Source organism: Kocuria salina (assembly GCF_013368965.1).
GTDB lineage: Bacteria > Actinomycetota > Actinomycetes > Actinomycetales > Micrococcaceae > Kocuria > Kocuria rosea.
Genome location: NZ_SSSF01000002.1, coordinates 503,737 through 520,655, shown reverse-complemented (window position 1 = coordinate 520,655; position 16,919 = coordinate 503,737). Strand labels below are relative to the sequence as shown.

18 protein-coding genes are annotated in these 16,919 nt (G+C 74.1%); 8 read left to right on the top strand and 10 right to left on the bottom strand.

All coding sequences use genetic code 11. The annotated features are described in order from the left end of the window. The first annotated feature begins 183 nt into the window (after positions 1-183). The gene (locus tag E7Z53_RS20735) at positions 184-600 is read left to right on the top strand and encodes a VOC family protein (RefSeq protein WP_017832587.1); all 417 of its coding nucleotides are present in this window, start codon (positions 184-186) and stop codon (positions 598-600) included. A gap of 48 nt (positions 601-648) precedes the next feature. On the opposite strand, the gene E7Z53_RS06550 is transcribed toward E7Z53_RS20735, so the two are convergent. Both E7Z53_RS06550 and E7Z53_RS06545 read right to left on the bottom strand, forming a co-directional pair. Further along, positions 649-1,200 carry a DinB family protein gene (locus tag E7Z53_RS06550; RefSeq protein WP_176337411.1) on the bottom strand — a complete coding sequence of 184 codons (552 nt, stop codon included), beginning with the start codon at positions 1,198-1,200 and terminating at the stop codon, positions 649-651. A 67-nt stretch (positions 1,201-1,267) separates the two neighbouring features. After that, positions 1,268-1,801: a hypothetical protein gene (locus E7Z53_RS06545; protein ID WP_146200261.1), complete on the bottom strand. Its 534-nt coding sequence runs from the start codon at positions 1,799-1,801 to the stop codon at positions 1,268-1,270. Positions 1,802-1,869: 68 nt separating this feature from the next. Here E7Z53_RS06545 and E7Z53_RS06540 point away from each other — a divergent pair, with 68 nt between their 5' ends. Together E7Z53_RS06540 and E7Z53_RS06535 are read left to right on the top strand one after the other, a co-directional pair. Beyond that, positions 1,870-2,583, top strand: a complete 714-nt coding sequence (locus tag E7Z53_RS06540) for an HAD family hydrolase (RefSeq protein ID WP_095650380.1) — start codon at positions 1,870-1,872, stop codon at positions 2,581-2,583. Beyond that, entirely contained in the window at positions 2,580-3,239 is a 660-nt protein-coding gene (locus tag E7Z53_RS06535; protein WP_176337410.1) for an HAD family hydrolase, read from the top strand. The genes E7Z53_RS06540 and E7Z53_RS06535 overlap by 4 nt, the downstream gene beginning before the upstream one ends. A 90-nt stretch (positions 3,240-3,329) precedes the next feature. Here the strand turns inward: E7Z53_RS06535 and E7Z53_RS06530 are convergent, their stop codons facing one another. The 3 genes from E7Z53_RS06530 to E7Z53_RS06520 all read right to left on the bottom strand — a co-directional run bounded on the left by E7Z53_RS06530 (position 3,330) and on the right by E7Z53_RS06520 (position 6,881). Next, positions 3,330-4,856, bottom strand: coding sequence for a DEAD/DEAH box helicase (locus E7Z53_RS06530; RefSeq protein WP_052133012.1), 1,527 nt, complete (start codon positions 4,854-4,856; stop codon positions 3,330-3,332). A 362-nt stretch (positions 4,857-5,218) separates the two neighbouring features. Next, complete coding sequence (locus tag E7Z53_RS06525; RefSeq protein WP_017832593.1) at positions 5,219-5,971, bottom strand: SDR family NAD(P)-dependent oxidoreductase; 753 nt, start codon at positions 5,969-5,971, stop codon at positions 5,219-5,221. 133 nt (positions 5,972-6,104) lie between these two features. After that, positions 6,105-6,881 (bottom strand): type 1 glutamine amidotransferase domain-containing protein, encoded by a 777-nt coding sequence (locus E7Z53_RS06520; RefSeq protein ID WP_017832594.1) that lies wholly within the window; start codon positions 6,879-6,881, stop codon positions 6,105-6,107. 188 nt (positions 6,882-7,069) lie between these two features. On the opposite strand from E7Z53_RS06520, the gene E7Z53_RS06515 reads away from it, so the two are divergent. Both E7Z53_RS06515 and E7Z53_RS06510 read left to right on the top strand, forming a co-directional pair. Next, complete coding sequence (locus tag E7Z53_RS06515) at positions 7,070-7,465, top strand: hypothetical protein (protein WP_017832595.1); 396 nt, start codon at positions 7,070-7,072, stop codon at positions 7,463-7,465. A gap of 134 nt (positions 7,466-7,599) precedes the next feature. Further along, positions 7,600-9,258: an HNH endonuclease signature motif containing protein gene (locus E7Z53_RS06510; RefSeq protein WP_176337409.1), complete on the top strand. Its 1,659-nt coding sequence runs from the start codon at positions 7,600-7,602 to the stop codon at positions 9,256-9,258. 130 nt (positions 9,259-9,388) lie between these two features. Here the strand turns inward: E7Z53_RS06510 and E7Z53_RS06505 are convergent, their stop codons facing one another. The 3 genes from E7Z53_RS06505 to E7Z53_RS06495 all read right to left on the bottom strand — a co-directional run bounded on the left by E7Z53_RS06505 (position 9,389) and on the right by E7Z53_RS06495 (position 13,197). Beyond that, positions 9,389-10,264: a D-hexose-6-phosphate mutarotase gene (locus tag E7Z53_RS06505; protein WP_176337408.1), complete on the bottom strand. Its 876-nt coding sequence runs from the start codon at positions 10,262-10,264 to the stop codon at positions 9,389-9,391. A gap of 66 nt (positions 10,265-10,330) precedes the next feature. Continuing rightward, on the bottom strand, positions 10,331-11,776 hold the full coding sequence (locus E7Z53_RS06500) for an alanine/glycine:cation symporter family protein (RefSeq protein ID WP_017832598.1): 1,446 nt from the start codon (positions 11,774-11,776) through the stop codon (positions 10,331-10,333). A gap of 155 nt (positions 11,777-11,931) precedes the next feature. Further along, positions 11,932-13,197 (bottom strand): multidrug effflux MFS transporter, encoded by a 1,266-nt coding sequence (locus E7Z53_RS06495; protein WP_229587879.1) that lies wholly within the window; start codon positions 13,195-13,197, stop codon positions 11,932-11,934. 152 nt (positions 13,198-13,349) lie between these two features. Between E7Z53_RS06495 and E7Z53_RS06490 the strand changes: the two genes are divergently transcribed. The 3 genes from E7Z53_RS06490 to E7Z53_RS06480 are packed head-to-tail and all read left to right on the top strand — an operon-like array spanning position 13,350 to position 15,284. Further along, positions 13,350-13,964: a TIGR00730 family Rossman fold protein gene (locus E7Z53_RS06490; protein WP_109221893.1), complete on the top strand. Its 615-nt coding sequence runs from the start codon at positions 13,350-13,352 to the stop codon at positions 13,962-13,964. Between the two features lie 4 nt (positions 13,965-13,968). Beyond that, positions 13,969-14,760 (top strand): tRNA (guanosine(46)-N7)-methyltransferase TrmB, encoded by a 792-nt coding sequence (gene trmB, locus E7Z53_RS06485; RefSeq protein WP_176337407.1) that lies wholly within the window; start codon positions 13,969-13,971, stop codon positions 14,758-14,760. Then, positions 14,757-15,284, top strand: a complete 528-nt coding sequence (locus E7Z53_RS06480) for a GNAT family N-acetyltransferase (RefSeq protein ID WP_369597959.1) — start codon at positions 14,757-14,759, stop codon at positions 15,282-15,284. Before trmB ends, E7Z53_RS06480 begins: the two co-directional genes overlap by 4 nt. Before the next feature lie 26 nt (positions 15,285-15,310). Here E7Z53_RS06480 and E7Z53_RS06475 read toward each other — a convergent pair whose 3' ends face one another. After that, positions 15,311-15,751 (bottom strand): heat shock protein transcriptional repressor HspR, encoded by a 441-nt coding sequence (locus E7Z53_RS06475; RefSeq protein WP_017832603.1) that lies wholly within the window; start codon positions 15,749-15,751, stop codon positions 15,311-15,313. Between the two features lies 1 nt (position 15,752). Then, the gene (locus tag E7Z53_RS06470) at positions 15,753-16,778 is read right to left on the bottom strand and encodes a DnaJ C-terminal domain-containing protein (RefSeq protein WP_109221681.1); all 1,026 of its coding nucleotides are present in this window, start codon (positions 16,776-16,778) and stop codon (positions 15,753-15,755) included. Positions 16,779-16,919 lie beyond the last annotated feature (141 nt).

Below are 16,919 nucleotides of genomic sequence, written 5' to 3'. Positions count from 1 at the left end.
TGGGGCGGGAGCCTCGTCGCCGGTCGTCGGTGCGCCCGCAACGGCTCCGCCGGCGCACCCTGTGCACCCTCGCCCGGTGAGCTCCGACCCGGTGCGCGTCCTCGGCCCGACACCGGGCGCGCCACCCCGTCCGTCCCGCTCACCGGGGCCGGGCCCGACCGAAGGACCGCTGTGGATCCTCGCGTGCACTTCCTCACCCTGTCCACCCCGGACCTCGACGCCGCCCGCGAGTTCTACGCGCGGGGTCTCGGCTGGGAGCCGCTGCTCGACGTCCCGGGCGAGATCCTCTTCTTCCAGATCGCCCCGGGGACGGTCCTGGGTCTCTTCGACGCCGGGAAGTTCGCCGAGGACCTGGGCCTCCCATCGGCCACCCCGGCGCAGGGCGTGACGCTCGCGCACAACGTGGACGGCGAGGCCGCGGTGCGCGCGAGCGTCGACGCGATGAGCGCCGCGGGCGGGACCGTGCTCACGAGCCCGCGGCCGGGCGCCTTCGGGGGCGTCTTCCACGCGCACGTCGCCGATCCCAACGGCGTGGTGTGGGAGATCGCGCACAACCCTGGGTGGCGGATCGACGACGACGGGACCGTGCACCTCGGCTGAACGTGCCCGCCCGGCCCGTCCGCGCCGGGAGGTGCGGCCGGGGCCGGCTCAGCCGCGGACGTCGACGCGCAGGTGGTGCTCGACGTCGTGCAGGAAGTACGCCGCGAAGCTCGCCACGGTGAAGTCCTTGCCGTCCCCGCGCCTGCCGGTCCGGGCCCACTGCTCCCCGGTCACGGCGTCGAAGGCGTCCGCGGTGGCGCGGACCTCCTGCGCGAGCTCCCCGGAGACCTCGTAGGGGTCCTGCAGGTTGTACTGCCCCTCGACCGCCGCGGCGTCCTGGTCCCAGTCCGCGAAGACCGGGTCCTGCTCGTCGAGCATGAGCCGCAGCCGCTCGCGGAAGACCCGGCAGAGGTCCCGGACGTGGCAGGCGTACTCCAGCGGGGACCACGTCCCCGGGCTGGGCCGGTCCGTCATGCCCAGGCGGTCGAGGACCGCCGCCCAGCGCTCGACCGTGGCCCGCGCCCGCTCCCCCGTGCTCGTGACGTCGTAGTCCGGGTCGAACCCGCAGTCGGGACAGCCCCGGTCGAGCACCACGGTCCAGTCCTTGGTCTCCGGAGGGACCGGGGAGGTGTCGGGGGTTCCGGGGCGCTCGGTGGTCATGCGGCCAATGTACCCGGGCCCACCGGGTGCGGCGAGGTCCCGCGGCGGACGGGGCGGGCCGGGCGGGTCACAGCCCCTGCCGGTCCAGGATCTCGTCCTCGTCGAGCGGCTCCCCGCGCTGGACCCGGCGGGTCCGGCGCAGGTCGGTCGCGGCGAGCACCACGGCGGCGGTCGCCAGGACGAACGAGAGGATGCCGAGGGTGTTGGCGAACCCCGCGGACAGGCCCAGGTGGACGGGGTCGGCGGCCCGGGTCAGCACGGACGCGCCGGCGCCGTCCACGCGGTCCGGGAGGACGGCGCCGAAGCCGAGGAGCACGGCCCATGCGGCGAGCACCGTCAGCGAGGACCGCAGGGACGCCCCGGCAGGGACGTGGGCGCGGGCGTCCCGGCGCAGCAGCACCCCGGCCACCACGAGCAGCGCGGTCAGCGGCAGGGCCAGCGTCAGCGTGTAGAGCAGCACCAGGTCACCGGCGGCTCCGGCCAGGCCGCGGCCCACGGCCACCCACACCCCGAGCAGCAGGGCCGCGGGGACCCCGAGGACGGGCACGGCGCGCTGCAGGACGGCGGGACGGTGCGGCACGCGGTCGAGGGCTGTTTCCACGCCCGCCAGTCTATCGACGGGCCTCCCGCCGGAGACCCGCCCGCGGGCGCCCCGGTAGGCTGGAGCGCATGCCCTCCCCCGGATTCCCGCACGCCGTCCTCTTCGACCACGACGGGACCCTCGTCGACACCGAGCCGCTCTGGGACCGCGCCAAGCAGAACCTCGCCGCCGAGCACGGACGGCTCTGGACCCCCGAGGACTCGCTCGCGACCCTGGGCCGGCCGGTCGCCGCGACGATCGACCGGCTGCAGCGGGTCGGCGTGCCGCTCGGTCCGGACGAGCTGTTCCGGGCGGTCTTCGAGCACAGCGTCCGCGTCCTGGAGGACACCGAATTGACCTTCATCGACGGGATCGCGGAGCTCCTCGAGGAGCTCTCGGCCGCGGGGATCCCCGCGGCGATCGTCACCAACGCGAGCTCGGCGATGGGCCACCACACCGCGGCCACCGCCCCGGAGGACCTGTTCCAGGTCGTCATCGGCACGGACGAGTACGCGCAGGGGGTCCGCCCCAAGCCGGACCCGGACGCATACCTCACGGCGGCGCGCCGCCTCGGGGTCGACCCCCACCGGTGCGTCGTGGTCGAGGACTCCCCCGCCGGGGCCGCCGCGGGCGTCGCGGCGGGCATCCCCACGGTGGTCGTCCCCGGCGAGCTGGAGGTCGAGCGCGGCCCCGGGCTGCTGCACCTGGGATCCCACCGGGAGCTGACCCTGGAGCTGCTGCGCTCGCTGGACCCGCAGTCCCCGTCGTCGCCCTTCCACCCCGTGCAGGAGACCCGCCCGTGAGCGCCCCCGACTTCCCCGCCGCCGTCCTGTTCGACCACGACGGCACCCTCGTGAACTTCGAACCGCAGTGGGCCGTGACCAAGCGGGCGGTGGCCGGCCGGTACGGCGTCGGCTGGAGCACCGAGGACGACCTCGCCACGCTGGGCCGGACGGTGCCCGCGTCGGCGCGGCTGATGGTCGAGCGCGGCGCCGAGGGGACCGTCGAGGCCATCACGGCCGAGCTCGGGCGGGAGGTCGCGGCCTCGCTCACGGGCGAGGTCCCGTTCCTGCCCGGCATGCGCGACCTGCTGGCCGAGCTCGAGCGGGCCGGCATCCCCGGCGCCGTGGTGACGAACGCCCTGACCGTGGTCGCGGAGGGCACCGCGTCCGGGGCGCCCGAGGTGCTGCGGGTGGTCGTCTCGCAGGAGGACGTGGAGCACGCCAAGCCGCACCCGGAGCCCTACCTGCTCGCGGCGCGGCGGCTGGGCGTGGACCCGGCACGGTGCGTGGCGGTCGAGGACTCGCAGACGGGGGCGGCGAGCGCGGCGGCCGCCGGGATGCCCGTGGTGGTGGTGCCCGGGGAGCTGCCCGTGGAGCCCGCTCCCGGCCTGGTGCTCGTGGACGCCCACACGGACGTCACCCTGGAGTTCCTGCGCGGGCTGGGTCCGGCCGTCTGACGAAGTCCACCACGACGACGAGGGCCCGTTCCCTGCCGTCCGCGCGATGCGGGGCGGCAGGAAACGGGCCCTCGTGCGAGGTGCCTAGGCTCAGCGGGTCGCGGTGCCCTGGGGGGAGGACGCGCGGCGCGGGCTCCGGGTGCGGCGACGGGCCGCGGCCTGGGTGGAGCGGTCCGGCGCGGACTCGGTCGAGTACGCAGGCGCCGCGGAACGGCTGGGCGCGGCCGAGCGGGCCGGTGCCGCCGAGCGGGAGGCCGAGCCGTTGCCGGGGCGGGAGCCGCCGCGGCTGCCGGTCTCGCCGCGCTGGTCGCGGGAGGCGCTGCGCGGCTGCTCGGAACGGTTCTGTCCGCCGCGGCCGCGGTTGCCGCCGGAGCCGGCACGGCCACCGGAACGGCCGGCGCCGGAGCGCTGACCGCTCGCCGGGCGGCCCTGCGCCTGGACGGGCGGCGCCACGTAGGCGACCTTGTCGGCGAGCTCGCCCACGAGCGCCGTGACGGCCGGGGAGCCGACGGTCACGGTGTCGAAGTTCGCGGTGACGCCCGCGGCCTTCATGAGCTGCGTGACCTCGCGGCGCTCCTCCTTGGTGGCCACCGTGACCACGGAGCCGGAGGCGCCGGCGCGGGCGGTGCGCCCGGAGCGGTGCAGGTAGGACTTGTGCTCGGTGGGCGGGTCGATGTGCACGACCAGCTCGACCTCGTCCACGTGCACGCCGCGGGCGGCGACGTCGGTGGCGACGAGCACGCGCACGTCACCGGCGGAGAACTGGGCCAGGTTGCGGTCGCGGGCGTTCTGGGACAGGTTGCCGTGCAGGTCCACGGCGGGGATGCCCATCTGGCTGAGCTTGCGGGCCATCTTCTTGGCGCGGTGCTTGGTGCGCGTGAACATCACGCGGCGGCCGGTGCCGGAGGCCAGGGCCTCGATGAGCTCCTGCTTCTCGTCCGCGTCCACGACGAGCACGTGGTGGTCCATGGTGGACACGGACGCCTGCGGGGCGTCCACGGAGTGCTTGACCGGGTTGGACAGGAACTGCTTGACGAGCTTGTCCACGCCGCCGTCGAGCGTCGCGGAGAACAGCAGCCGCTGGCCGCCCTGGGGGGTGCGCTTGAGGATGCGGGTCACCACGGGCAGGAAGCCCATGTCGGCCATGTGGTCGGCCTCGTCGATGACCGTCACGCGGACGTCGTCGAGCGTGAGGACGTTCTGCTTCAGCAGGTCCTCGAGCCGGCCGGGGCAGGCGATGACGATGTCGGCGCCCTTGGCGAGCGCCTTCTCCTGGTTGCGCTGGGAGACCCCGCCGAAGATGACGGTGGTCGTCTGCCCGGCGGCCTCGGCCAGCGGGGCGATCGCGCGGTCGATCTGGGTGGCCAGCTCGCGGGTGGGGGCCAGGACCAGGCCGGTGGGCCGGTTGGCCCGCCGGGCGGCGCGGGCGCCGTTGCCGGTCAGTCCGGCGAGACGGGACACGAGCGGCAGCGCGAACGCCACGGTCTTGCCCGAGCCGGTCTTGCCGCGGCCGAGCACGTCACGGCCGGCCAGCGAGTCGGGGAGGGTCTTCTCCTGGATGGGGAACGCCTGCTCGATGCCCTGCTGGGCGAGGACGGCGGAAAGGGCCTCGGGCACGCCAAGGTCGGTGAAAGTAGCCAAAACTGGGATACGTCTTTCGATCGGATGTCCCGGCAAGGGGGTAGCGCGCCGGGTTGCGCCGAATGACTCCTGGAGCCCCTGCGAGCGGGCTGAGACCGTCTGGAACGGTGCCACGCTGGAAGAAGAACGGGGTGCTCGACGCCTGCCTGCTCACCCGGGAACGGGGAGCAGTGCCATATGCAATACGCCTCACCCTACAGCACCGGCGGCACGCCACCACCCGGATGTGGCGGAGGGCACGGCCGCGCCCTGACGGCGCCGGGCCCACCGCGCCGGTGCGGGACGCGGTGACGCGTGCACGCATCCGGCGCCGGTGCGGTGGGTCCGCGGTGCGGGGACTACAGCGCGGTGTAGCCGCCGTCGACCAGGTAGTACCCGCCCGTCATGAAGGAGGCCTTCTCCGAGAGGAGGAACGTCGTCAGGGCGGCGACCTCCTCGGCGCGGCCCAGCCGGCCGAGGGGGTGCTTGGCGGTGAGCCCCTCGAGGACGGACGCCGGCGCGGTCCTGAGCAGCGGGGTGTCGATGTAGCCGGGGCCGACGGCGTTGATCCGCACCCCGCGCCGGCCGTACTCCACGCCGGCCTGCTTGGTGAGCCCGACCACACCGTGCTTGGCGGCGGTGTAGGCGCTGTTGCCCGCGGCCACGGCCACGGTGCCGTGCACGGAGGCCATGTTGACGATCGCCCCGCCGCCGGCCTGCTCGATGGCGGGCAGCTGGTAGCGCATGCCGAACATGACGGAGTGCAGGTCGATCTGCACGGTGCGCACCCACGCGTCGAGGTCCGACTCCCCCACCGCGTCCGCCGCGCCGGCGACCCCGGCGTTGTTCACCGCCAGGTGCAGGGCGCCGTAGGTCTGCTGGGCGAACTCGACCGCGGCCTCGCAGTCCTCGGGCTTCGCCACGTCCTGCCGGAAGCCGGCGGCGTCGCCGCCGGCGGCCATGATCGCCTGGACGACGTCGTCGATCCGCCGGGTGTCGATGTCCGTGACGACGACCTTGGCGCCCTGCGCCGCGAGGTCCTTCGCGCAGGCCTCGCCGATGCCGGAGGCGGCGCCGGTGACGAGCGCGACCTTGTCCTTGAGGTCAGCCATGTGGTTCTCCTGCCGTGTGTCCGCTGGGCCGGGCCGGACGGCCCGACGCTCCCAGTCTGTCCGGAAACGCCGGGGCCCGCGAGGGGTGGCACGGGCGCCGCCTGCCGTGCCGCCCCTCGCACCGGACGGAGGCTCAGCCCTCGGCGTCCTCGGACTTCTCGGCGTCGTGCGCCTGGCGCAGCGCGGCGGAGTCCGCCTCCTGGGCGGCCTTCTGCTCGCGCACCACCTCGGTCAGGAGCTTGGTCATCTCCTTGGCCACGCCGGCCGCGGACTGCGGGTTCTGCCCGGTGACGAGGCGGTCGTCCACGACGACGTTCTCGGTCCAGTTCGGCGCGGTCCGCACGTCCGCGCCCTGCTCGACGAGCTTGTCCTCGAGCAGGAACGGGACGACGTCCGACTTGCCGACCTCGTCCTCCTCGGCGTTGGTGAACGCGGCCACCCGGCGTCCCTCGACGATGCGCAGGCCGTTGGCGAGCTCGACGTCCACGAGCCCGGCGGGTCCGTGGCAGACGGCGCCGACGACTCCCCCGGCGTCGTGCACGGCGGCCACGAGCGCCTGCAGGTCCGCGTTGCCCGCGAAGTCCCACATGGTGCCGTGCCCGCCCACGAGGTAGACCGCGTCGTACTGGGCCGGGTCGACCACGCTGATCCGCGGGGTGTTGTAGAGGGAGGCCCGCACGGTCTCGTCCTCGAGGTACTGCCGCTGCACCTCGTCCTCCTCGTCCTTGCCGTCCTGCGGGGGCTGCCCGCCGGCGATCGAGGCGAAGTCGACGAAGTAGCCGGCGTCCCGGAACACCTTCCACGGGTGGGCGGCCTCCCCCACGAAGTAGCCGGTGGGCTCCCCGGTGTCGCCGAGGGAGTCGTGGCTGGTGAGAACGAGCAGAACCTTCTTCATGGTCTCGATGTCCATGTCTGTCCTTCCGTCGGGTGGCGGGACGCGGAGGGCGTCCTGCGAGCGGGTGGCCAGCCTAGGCGGCGGGGGCCGCCCCCGGGGCCGGTGTTCGCTCCCGGCCCCTCCTGCACGGAGGGCGCGATCCCTCCCCTGATAGGGTCGTTGACGACTCAATGACCCTGTTCGCCCTCCTGAAAGGACCGACCATGAGCCTCTCCAACGCGATCCTGCGCGGCGTCTCCGGCGCCTACCTGCTGCAGTCCGGCTACGGCAAGAAGGACCTCCCCACGGAGGCCGCCGCGGGTCTCCAGCAGTTCGCCGCCACCGGCGTCCCCCAGTTCGAGGAGTGGGACGCCGACACCTTCGGCAAGTTCGTGGCGTACTCGGAGATCGGCATCGGCGCCGCCCTGCTGACCCCGTTCGTCAACAAGCGCCTCGCGGGTCTGGCCCTCGGCGCGTTCTCCGCCGGGCTGCTCGCGATGTACTTCCGCAACCCCGAGATGACCCAGGAGGACGGCGTCCGCCCGTCCGAGGCCGGCACGGGCCTCTCGAAGGACGCCTTCCTGGCCGCGATCGCCGCGGCCCTGGTCGTCTCCAAGTAGGCACGGCCCCGCAGGACCCCACGGGTGCAGCCCGTCCGCACGGACGGGCGGCACCCGTTCTGCATTCCCGGTGGCCTTTCCGGAGTCCTACTCCGAAGTCCTAGAACGTCCGAGGCGCCCGGGAGAACGCGCCCATGACGACGACGGCGCACCGCCGGGCCCGTCCTGCTCCGGGTCCGCACCGAGCCGCTCCCGCCGGGGAGCGGGTGCTGGACGCCGGCGTCCGGGCCGAGGTGCGGGCGGTCGTCGGGGAGCTCGTGGACTCGGCGGCCGCACAGGCGCGGGAGGCGGGGCGCCAGCTGCGCTGCATCGTCCGGCTGTGGCTGCTGGCCTGGGAGGACCACGAGATCGACTGGGTCTCCACGGCAGGGCTGATGCCCTACGAGGCCGATGAGCTCGTCTGCTCCCTCCTCGAGACCGAGGACCAGATGGTGCGTGATCTCGCCGACGAGATCGGCCCGGCGCTGCGCCTGCCCGCGGGCACGGCCCTCGGGCGCGTCCGCGAGGCCCTCGTGCTCGGGCTGCACCTGCCCGAGGTCCTCGAGGCGCTGGAGGCGGGCCTCTTCAGCGCCCGGCACGCCTCGGTGATCGCCGACCAGTGGCGCGAGCTGGTCGAGGACGTCCCGGCGGGCCAGGAGGCACCGTCCGCCGTCGTGCAGCGGCTCGCCGCCGAACTGGTGGAGCGGGCTCCGCACTGCACGGTGGCGCAGCTGCGCGCGTGGGCCCGGCGCCGGCGCGCGGCGCTGCTGGCCGGGACGCAGGAGGCGAGGCACCGGGCGGCCCGGGCCGGACGCCACGTGTGGGTCGAGCACGATGAGGACGGCATGGCGTGGCTGCACGCCCTGCTGGACGCACCCACGGCGCTCGCGGTCCAGGACCGGCTCGACACGCTCGCGTCGCTACTGGAGCCCGTGGAGGAGACCGCCCGCGCGGGGACGGAGCGAGAGCCGGACCGGTGCGGCCCGGCGCAGTTCGGTCCAGTGCAGTTCGGTCCGGTGCAGTGCGGTCCAGTGCAGTTCGGTCCGGAGGAGGATGGCCCGGACGGGTTCGCGCCGGGTGCCAGGACTGCCCGGACGGACGCGCAGCTGCGGGCGGACGTCCTCACCGATCTCCTGCTGGAGGGGGAGCTCCCCGACGACCCCGGGTTCCCGCGCGGTGTGCGCGGCCGGGTCTGCGTGACGGTCCCCGTGCTCACGCTGCTGGGGTGCCGCCCCGGCGGCCCGGCCACCGGCGTGCCCGCGGACGCCCCGGTGCTCGAGGGTCACGGCCCGATCAGCGCGGACGTCGCCCGGGAGCTGGCCGCCGGTGCCTCCTCGTGGCATCGCGTGCTGACCCATCCCGTCACCGGAGCCGTCCTCGACCACGACCGCACCACCTACGCGGTGCCCGCTGATCTGCGCCGCCGGCTGCGGCTGCGCGACGGGACCTGTCGTTTTCCGGGGTGCCGGCGGCGGGCCGAGCGCTGCGACCTCGACCACACGGTGGCGTGGCAGGACGGCGGCCGGACGGCTGCGGACAACCTGGCCCACCTGTGCCGCCACCACCACCTCGTCAAGCACCGCCGCGGTGCCCTCGGCCGCTGGTCGGTGCGGCAGCCGGGGCCGGCGCCCGCCGGCGGAGTGCTCGAGTGGACCTCACCGGCCGGACGGACCTACCGGACCGTGCCGGACCCCTCGGCCGGTGCCACATCGGTCGGTGCCACGTCGGGCGGTGCCACATCGGGCGGACCGGTCCCGGATGTCGGGGAGCGGGGCAGCTCCGTGCCCGAGGACGCAGACCCTCCCCCCTTCTGACCGCCCGACCGAGCGCACGCACGGTGCGGGTGGCGCTGGGCGTGCGGCCTCCCGGTCGGTGCTGCCGCGGGACACGGGCGCGGACCGGCCCTCCGACAGCGCTGTGCCGAGCGCCGGACGGTCCCGAGGATCAGGCGGGTGGGCGGCCCGGGTCCTCCGCCGTGGTCTCCACCGACAGGCGGTAGCCCATGCTGTGGGTCTCCTCGGGCTCGAGGTGCACGGCGTCGGCGTGGGTGTTGGCGCCCTCCACGCACACGAAGTCCGTCCATCCGTCCGGCCCCACGTCGGGCATCGCCGCCGCCGTCTCCGCCCCGGGGTTCCACACCACGGTGGTGCCGGAGTTCTTCTTCCGGATCCGCAGCACCCGCCCCAGCACGGGGTCCACCACGGCGACGTCGCCGGTCGAGCGGTACACCCGGTCGGTCTCGCCGTCGAACCGGAGGTCCCCCTCCTGGACGCAGTCCTCCCGGTCCAGGACCTTGTCGCGGTAGGACGCGCCGTCCAGCCCCTCGACCCGGATCTTCCGCACGTCCCCCACCACCAGATAGGCGTGCAGGGCCTCCTCGAAGTCGAACGGGCGCTCACCGGTGTTGGTGACGCTCAGCTCGAGGGACAGCTCGGTGCCGAAGCGCACCACGCAGTAGGCCTCGAACTGGTACGGGAACTGCTCCTGGTGCGCGGGATCGGTGACGTCCGCGTCCGAGAGCCGGTAGACGATCATCGCCTCGTGGTCCGAGGACTCGCGCGACTCGACGTGCCACGGGAGCGTGCGGGCGAAGCCGTGCTTGGGCTCGCGCCCGCCCTCCGCCCCGTCCGCGAACCAGGGGAAGCAGATCGGGACACCCCCGCGCACGGGCTTGCCCGTCTCGAGCGCGGTGCTCGGGGACAGCCACAGCACCGGGGCGTGGCCCGTGGGGATCCAGTCGATCACGTGCGCGCCCTGGTCGTGGACGGCGCCGGTGGCGTCCGCGCAGGAGAACAGGCGGGGCTCGGGGAGTTCGCTCATGCCCCTCAGGCTAGACCGAGGGCCCGGTCCCCGTCAGGAGGCCGGGCCCTCGTGCGCCGACAGCCGTCAGACGCCGGTGCGCTCGTACGAGTCGATCGCTCCGGGATGGCCCTCCATGAACGCGTCGACCTGGCGGCGGTCCGCCCGCAGCTTGGGGTCGTGGTCCAGGTAGTGCCTGGTCTCGCGGACGACCAGCCCGGAGAGGAGCAGCAGCCCGAGGAGGTTGGGCAGGGCCATGAGGCCGTTCATCACGTCGGCGAAGTTCCACACCACCGCCAGCGGCACGGTGCAGCCCACGAACACGACCAGGGAGAACACGACCCGGTAGGGCATCACGGCCGGCCGGCCGAAGAGCCGCTCCATGCACCGCTCGCCGTAGTAGGCCCACCCGAGGATCGTCGAGTAGGCGAACATCACGAGCCCGATGGTGACCACGTAGTGGCCCCACTGCCCGGGCAGGCCCTGGCTGAAGGCGTCGCCGGTCATGGTCGCGGCGAAGTCCGCCCCCTGCTCCCAGACCCCGGTGGTGATGAGCACGAGTCCCGTGCAGGTCACCACGATGATGGTGTCGATGAAGGTCTGGGTCATGGAGACCAGCCCCTGGCGGACCGGGTGGGTGGTCTGGGCCGCGGCCGCTGCGATCGCGGCCGATCCCATGCCGGACTCGTTGGAGAAGATGCCGCGGGCCACGCCCATCTGCACGGCCAGCATGATCGCCGATCCGGCGAACCCGCCGACGGCCGCCGTGCCGGAGAAGGCGTCGGTGAAGATCAGGACGACCGCCTGCGGGATGGCCGCGACGTTGACGACGAGGATGAACAGGGCGCCCAGGACGTAGAAGAGGATCATGACGGGGACGAAGCCCGCCGTGACCTTCCCGATGGACTTGATCCCGCCCACGAGCACGGCGAGCGTCAGCACGGCGAGCACCACACCGGTGATCCAGGTGGGGACGCTGAACGAGCTCTCCAGGTTGGAGGCGATGGAGTTGCCCTGGGTCATGTTGCCGATGCCGAACGCGGCCAGCGCGGCGGCGACGGCGAAGAAGATCGCCAGGAACTTGCCGAACCCGTTGCGGATGCCGCGCTCCAGGTAGTACTGCGGGCCGCCGGAGATCTCACCCTTGGCATCCGTGGTGCGGAACCGCACGGCCAGGAACGCCTCGGAGTACTTGGAGGCCATGCCGAGCAGGCCGGTGACCCACATCCAGAACAGGGCGCCGGGCCCGCCGATCGAGATCGCGGTGGCCACGCCCACGATGTTGCCGGTGCCCACGGTGGCCGCGAGCGCCGTGGTCAGCGCCTGGAACTGGGAGACGTCGCCGCCGCGGGCGTCCGCGTCCTTGCGGTCGAACAGGGCCAGTCGCAGCGCGGAGCCCAGCTTGTGGAACTGCAGCCCGCCCAGCCGCACGGTCAGGTACAGACCGGTGAGCAGCAGCAGGGGGATGAGGACGTAGGGCCCCCAGATGATGCCGCCCAGCTCGCCGAGGGCAGTCTCGATGGTTTGGAGCATGTGTTCTCCCGTGGGTGCCGGGTGGATCAGGAATCGGGCCGGAACGGGACTGTGACCTCGGTCTCGGCAGAAGGCATCTAATCACAGGTCCGCTGCTCCCCCGGTCAGGGACCGATGGATCGGCCACAGTGTGGCTCCTGCCCGTTTCCGCCCGGTTACGGGCCGGACGGGGCGGCGGGGCCCTCCGGCGCCCGCCGCGAGAGGCGGCGCGCGAGCAGCACGGCTCCCGCGGCGAGCAGCGAGCACACCGCCATGGACACGGCCATCGGGACGGCGGTGTGCTGACCAGCCAGGCCGGTCAGCGGGCTCACGAGCCCGCCCAGGAGGAACTGGACCAGTCCGAGCACCGCCGACCCGGCCCCGGCCCGGCCCGGGACCCGGCCCTGGGCGAGGGCCACGGCGTTGCCCATGACGAAGCCGATGCAGGTCTGGCTCACGAAGAGGTGCGCCAGGGTGGTCCACCCGGTGATCCCGGCCAGCACCAGGCCCAGGCCCACCACGTTGACGGCGGCCATGACCACGATCGCGGTGCGGAGGATCGTGCCGGGCTCGACCCGGTCGACGAGGCGGGTGTTGACGACCGCGCCCAGGATGGAGCCGCCCGCGTTGACGGCGAACACCACGGAGTAGCCGAGCGCCGAGTAGCCGAGCACGTTCTGCAGCACGAAGGAGGAGGCGGAGATGTAGGAGAACAGGGCGCCGAACGCGAGTCCGAAGGCGAGGGCGTAGGCCATGAAGGACGGGGTGCGCAGCACCCGCCAGGACCCGGTGACGACGGCGCCGACCCCGCCGCGGTGGCGCCGGTGCGGGGGCAGGGTCTCGGGGACCACGAGCACGGAGCACGCCAGCATCAGCAGCCCGAACGCCGCGAGCACCCAGAACACGGTCTGCCACGGGGCCACCGTGGCGATCACCCCGCCCAGGAGCGGGGCCACCACCGGGGCGAGGGAGGTGATGGTCGCGAGGACCGAGAACAGCTTCGCGGCCCCGCGGCCGGAGGCGATGTCCGAGACCACCGCGCGGGCGATCACGACGCCGGCCGCCCCGGCGAGTCCCTGCACCGCGCGCAGGACCAGCACCGTCCCGATGGTCGGGGCCAGGACCACGGCGACGGAGCTGAGCAGGAACAGCGCGTTGCCGGCCACCATGAGCCGGTGCCGGCCCAGCACGTCGGACACGGGCCCGAGCAGGAACTGCCCCACGGCCATGCCGACCATGTACGTGGTCAGCGTCAGCTGCACCGCGGAGGCCGACGCCCCGAAGTGCCCGGCCATGGCAGGCATCGAGGCCAGGTACATGTCCGTGGCCATCGGGCTCACCGCGCTGAGGATCCCCAGCGCCGCCACCAGCACCACCCGGTCCTTGCCGCCGGAGAGGCGCAGGCGGGAGCGCACGGGGTCGTCGGGCGGCGATGAGCTCACGGGAGGTCCTTCGGCACGGGTCGGCAGGGCGGGCGCGGGGCGCGCCTCATGCTATCGACGCCGCGACGTGGCGAAGGACGAGGGAGAGACATGCGGGACGAGGACGAGGGGCGGGGACGAGGGACTGCGACTGCGACAGCGACAATGTCCTCATGAGACTCGCCGTGTACACCGGGGCATCCCTCGGCTCCGACCCCCTGTTCCCCGAGGCCGCCCGGGCCTTCGCCACCACCCTCGCCCGCCGCGGCGTGGGCGTCGTCTACGGCGGCGGCCACGTGGGGCTGATGGGCGTCGTCGCCGACGCCGCCCTGGCCGCCGGGGGCGAGGTGGTCGGGGTCATGCCGCAGTCGCTCGTCGACGACGAGACGGCCCACACGGGGCTGACCGAGCTGCGCATCGTCCGGACGATGCACGAGCGCAAGGCGGAGATGGCCGCCCTCGCCGACGGGTTCGTCGCCCTGCCGGGCGGCCTGGGCACCCTCGAGGAGATCTTCGAGGCGTGGACCTGGCTGCAGGTGGGGGTGCACGCCAAGCCGGTCGGCTTCCTCGACGTGGCCGGCTACTGGAGGCCCCTGCTGGACGCGGTGGCCTCGATGTCCGCGGCCGGTCTCGTGCGCCCCGAGTACCGGGACGCAGCCGTGGTCGCCCAGGACGCCGACGAGCTGCTCGCCCGGTTCGCGGCGTGGGAGGCGCCCCGCCGGCGCTGGTCCGAGCCGCCCGTTCCCGGCGCCGACGCGCCCGCCGTCCGCCCATCCCCTAGGATGTAGGGCGATGAGCGAGCACACCCCTTCCCCCGCCGAGGGCCCCGCACAGGACCCCGTCCCCGAGGCGTTCCACCGCCGGCCGTACTCCTTCGTGCGCCGCGGCGACCGCCTCACCGCCCGCCGCCAGAAGGCCTGGGACGACTGGGCGCCCACCCGGGTGCTCGACGTCCCGCGCGTGCGCACGGACACCTCCGTCCACCCCGACCACGAGTTCGACGCGGCCGCGGCCTTCGGGCGCGAGGCGCCGCTGGTCGTGGAGGTCGGCTCCGGGCTCGGCGAGGCGGTCGTGCACGCCGCCGCCCAGGACCCGGCGCGGAACTACCTCGCCGTCGAGGTGTACAAGCCCGGGATCGCGGATCTGCTGCTCAAGGCGGCCCAGGCCGGGGTGGACAACGTCCGCGTGGCGCAGGCCAACGCGCCCGAGGTCCTGGAGCACATGCTCGCCCCGGCCTCGGTCGACGAGCTGTGGGTGTTCTTCCCGGACCCCTGGCACAAGACCCGCCACCACAAGCGGCGCCTGGTCTCCCCCGCGTTCGCCGAGCTCGCCGCCCGGGTGCTCGTCCCGGGCGGGCTGTGGCGGCTCGCCACGGACTGGCAGGAGTACGCCCTGGTGATGCGCGAGGTCCTCGACGCGTCCCCGCAGTTCGAGAACGTCCACCCGGGCCCGCTCGCCGACGACGAGCACCCGGACACCGGATGGGCCCCGCGCTGGGAGGGACGGGTCCTCACGAGCTTCGAGCGCAAGGCGCAGGAGGCGGGCCGCGTCCCCCGCGACCTCGTCTACCGCCGGACGGCGTGAGCGCCGTCCCCGGCGCGGAGCGCAACGGCGTGCCCGCACTGCCCGGCCCGGAGCGGGACGGCTTCGTCGTCGTGCCCCCGGGCGATCCCCGCACGCAGCCGCTGCTCGAGGGCCTGCACCACGAGTACGTGGAGCGCTACGGTCCCGAGATCGGGGCGGAGGAGATGGCCGAGCACCCCGTCGACGACTTCACCGCCCCCGCCGGAGCGCTCCTGCTCCTCCTCGAGGGCGGCACGACGGTGGGCGGCGGCGCGTTCCGCCGGCACGACGACGCCACGGCCGAGCTCAAACGGGTGTGGACCGCCCCGGCGCACCGCCGGCGCGGGATCTCGCGGCGGGTCCTGGCCGAGCTCGAGCGGCTCGCCGCCGCGGCGGGCTACCGTCGCATCCACCTCACCACGGGCAGCCGCCAGCCCGAGGCGTCCGCCCTGTACCGCAGCAGCGGGTACGTCCTGCTGCCCGGGACCGCCCGGGTCTATCCGGGCGGCGTGTACGACGTGGGCTTCGAGAAGCACCTGCGCTGACCGCCCGGCCCGGGCGCCGGTGCGGCTCAGCGCTCCTGCTGGCGCGGGGGCCGGTACAGCACCACGGCCTGCGAGATCTTGCGGGCCCGGGGGCGGGCGCCGCGGGCCATGCGCACCACGTCCCCGCCGACGCCGGCGGCGAAGATCCGCGAGGACTCCTCGGCCCGGTCCCGGGCGTCCTCGAGCTCCCGGGACAGCTCCGCCACCCGCGACCGCAGGGCCGCGACCTGGTTCTCCAGCTGGAGGATGCGCCGGATGCCCTCGAGGGACACGCCCTGCTGGGACAGCACCTGGATCTGCTGCAGCTTCTCGATGTCGCGCTGCGAGTAGCGGCGGGCGCGGCCGGGGGCCCGGGACGGCCTGACGAGGCCGAGCCGGTCGTACTGGCGCAGCGTCTGCGGGTGCATCTCCGCGATCTCCGCGGCCACGGAGATCACGAACAGCGGCTGGTCGGCGTCCAGTGCCATCTCACACCCGTGCCTTCTCGGCCAGGCGGGCCCGGGGGTCCTCGTCCGCGGTCGCCTCGGCGAACGCCCGGACGGCGGCCTGCGCCTGCTCGTCCAGCTCGGCCGGCACGTGCACCTCGACCGTCACGATCAGGTTGCCCGTGCCCTTGGCCGTGCCGAACCCGCGCCCCTTGACGCGGAAGCGCCGGCCCGAGGACGTGCCCGCCGGGACCTTCACGCGCACGGTGCCGCCGTCCAGCACGGGCACCTCGATGGTGGCGCCCAGGGCCGCCTCGGGGAACGTGATCGGCACGGTGACCTCGACGTCGTCCGTGCCCTCGACGCGCCGGAAGAAGGGGTGCGGGGTCACGTGGACGGTGACGTAGAGGTCGCCGGCGCCGCCGGCACCCGAGTGGCCCTTGCCGGCGAGCTTGAGCTTCTGCCCGTCGCGCACGCCGCGCGGGATCCGCACCGTGGTCTCCTGGCCGTTGCCCCGGCGCAGCTTGACCGTGGTGCCGTGCACCGAGGAGCGGAACGGGATAGTCGTCTCCGTCCGGATGTCCTCCCCGCGCGCCGGCGGGGCCTGGTAGCCGCCGTAGCCGCCCGGCGCCCCGTACCCGGTCTGACCGCCGAACTGGGCGAACAGGTCCTCGAACCCGCCCGGGCCGCCGGGGCCGCCCGCGCCGCCGGTGGAGTAGGTCGTGCGGCGGCGGCGTCCTCCGCCGCCTCCGCCGAAGATGTCGCCGAAGAGGTCCTCGAAGTTGGCCGAGCCCCCGGCGCCGCCGGGGCCGCCGGCGGTGAAGCGCGCCCCGGAGCCCATCGCGCGGATCGCGTCGTACTGCTTGCGCTCCTCGGGGTCGGAGAGCACGGAGTTCGCCTCGGTGATGTCCTTGAACCGCTGCTCGGCCTCCGCGTCCCCCGGGTTCTGGTCCGGGTGGTACTGGCGGGCGAGCTTGCGGTAGGCCTTCTTGACGTCGGCGGCGGACGCGTCCTTGGAGACGCCGAGAATGCTGTAGAAGTCCTTGTCGATCCAGTCCTGGCTGGCCATGACGCCTCCTTTCTGTGGGGCCGGTCGGGGTCCTGCGGAGCGGGACCCGGTGGTGGTCCGGGGGTCGTCCCCGGCGCCGCGGCGCCGGGGACGGGTGGACGGGTCAGGGGAGGCCCGAGGGACGGGCCTCCCCTGACGTCG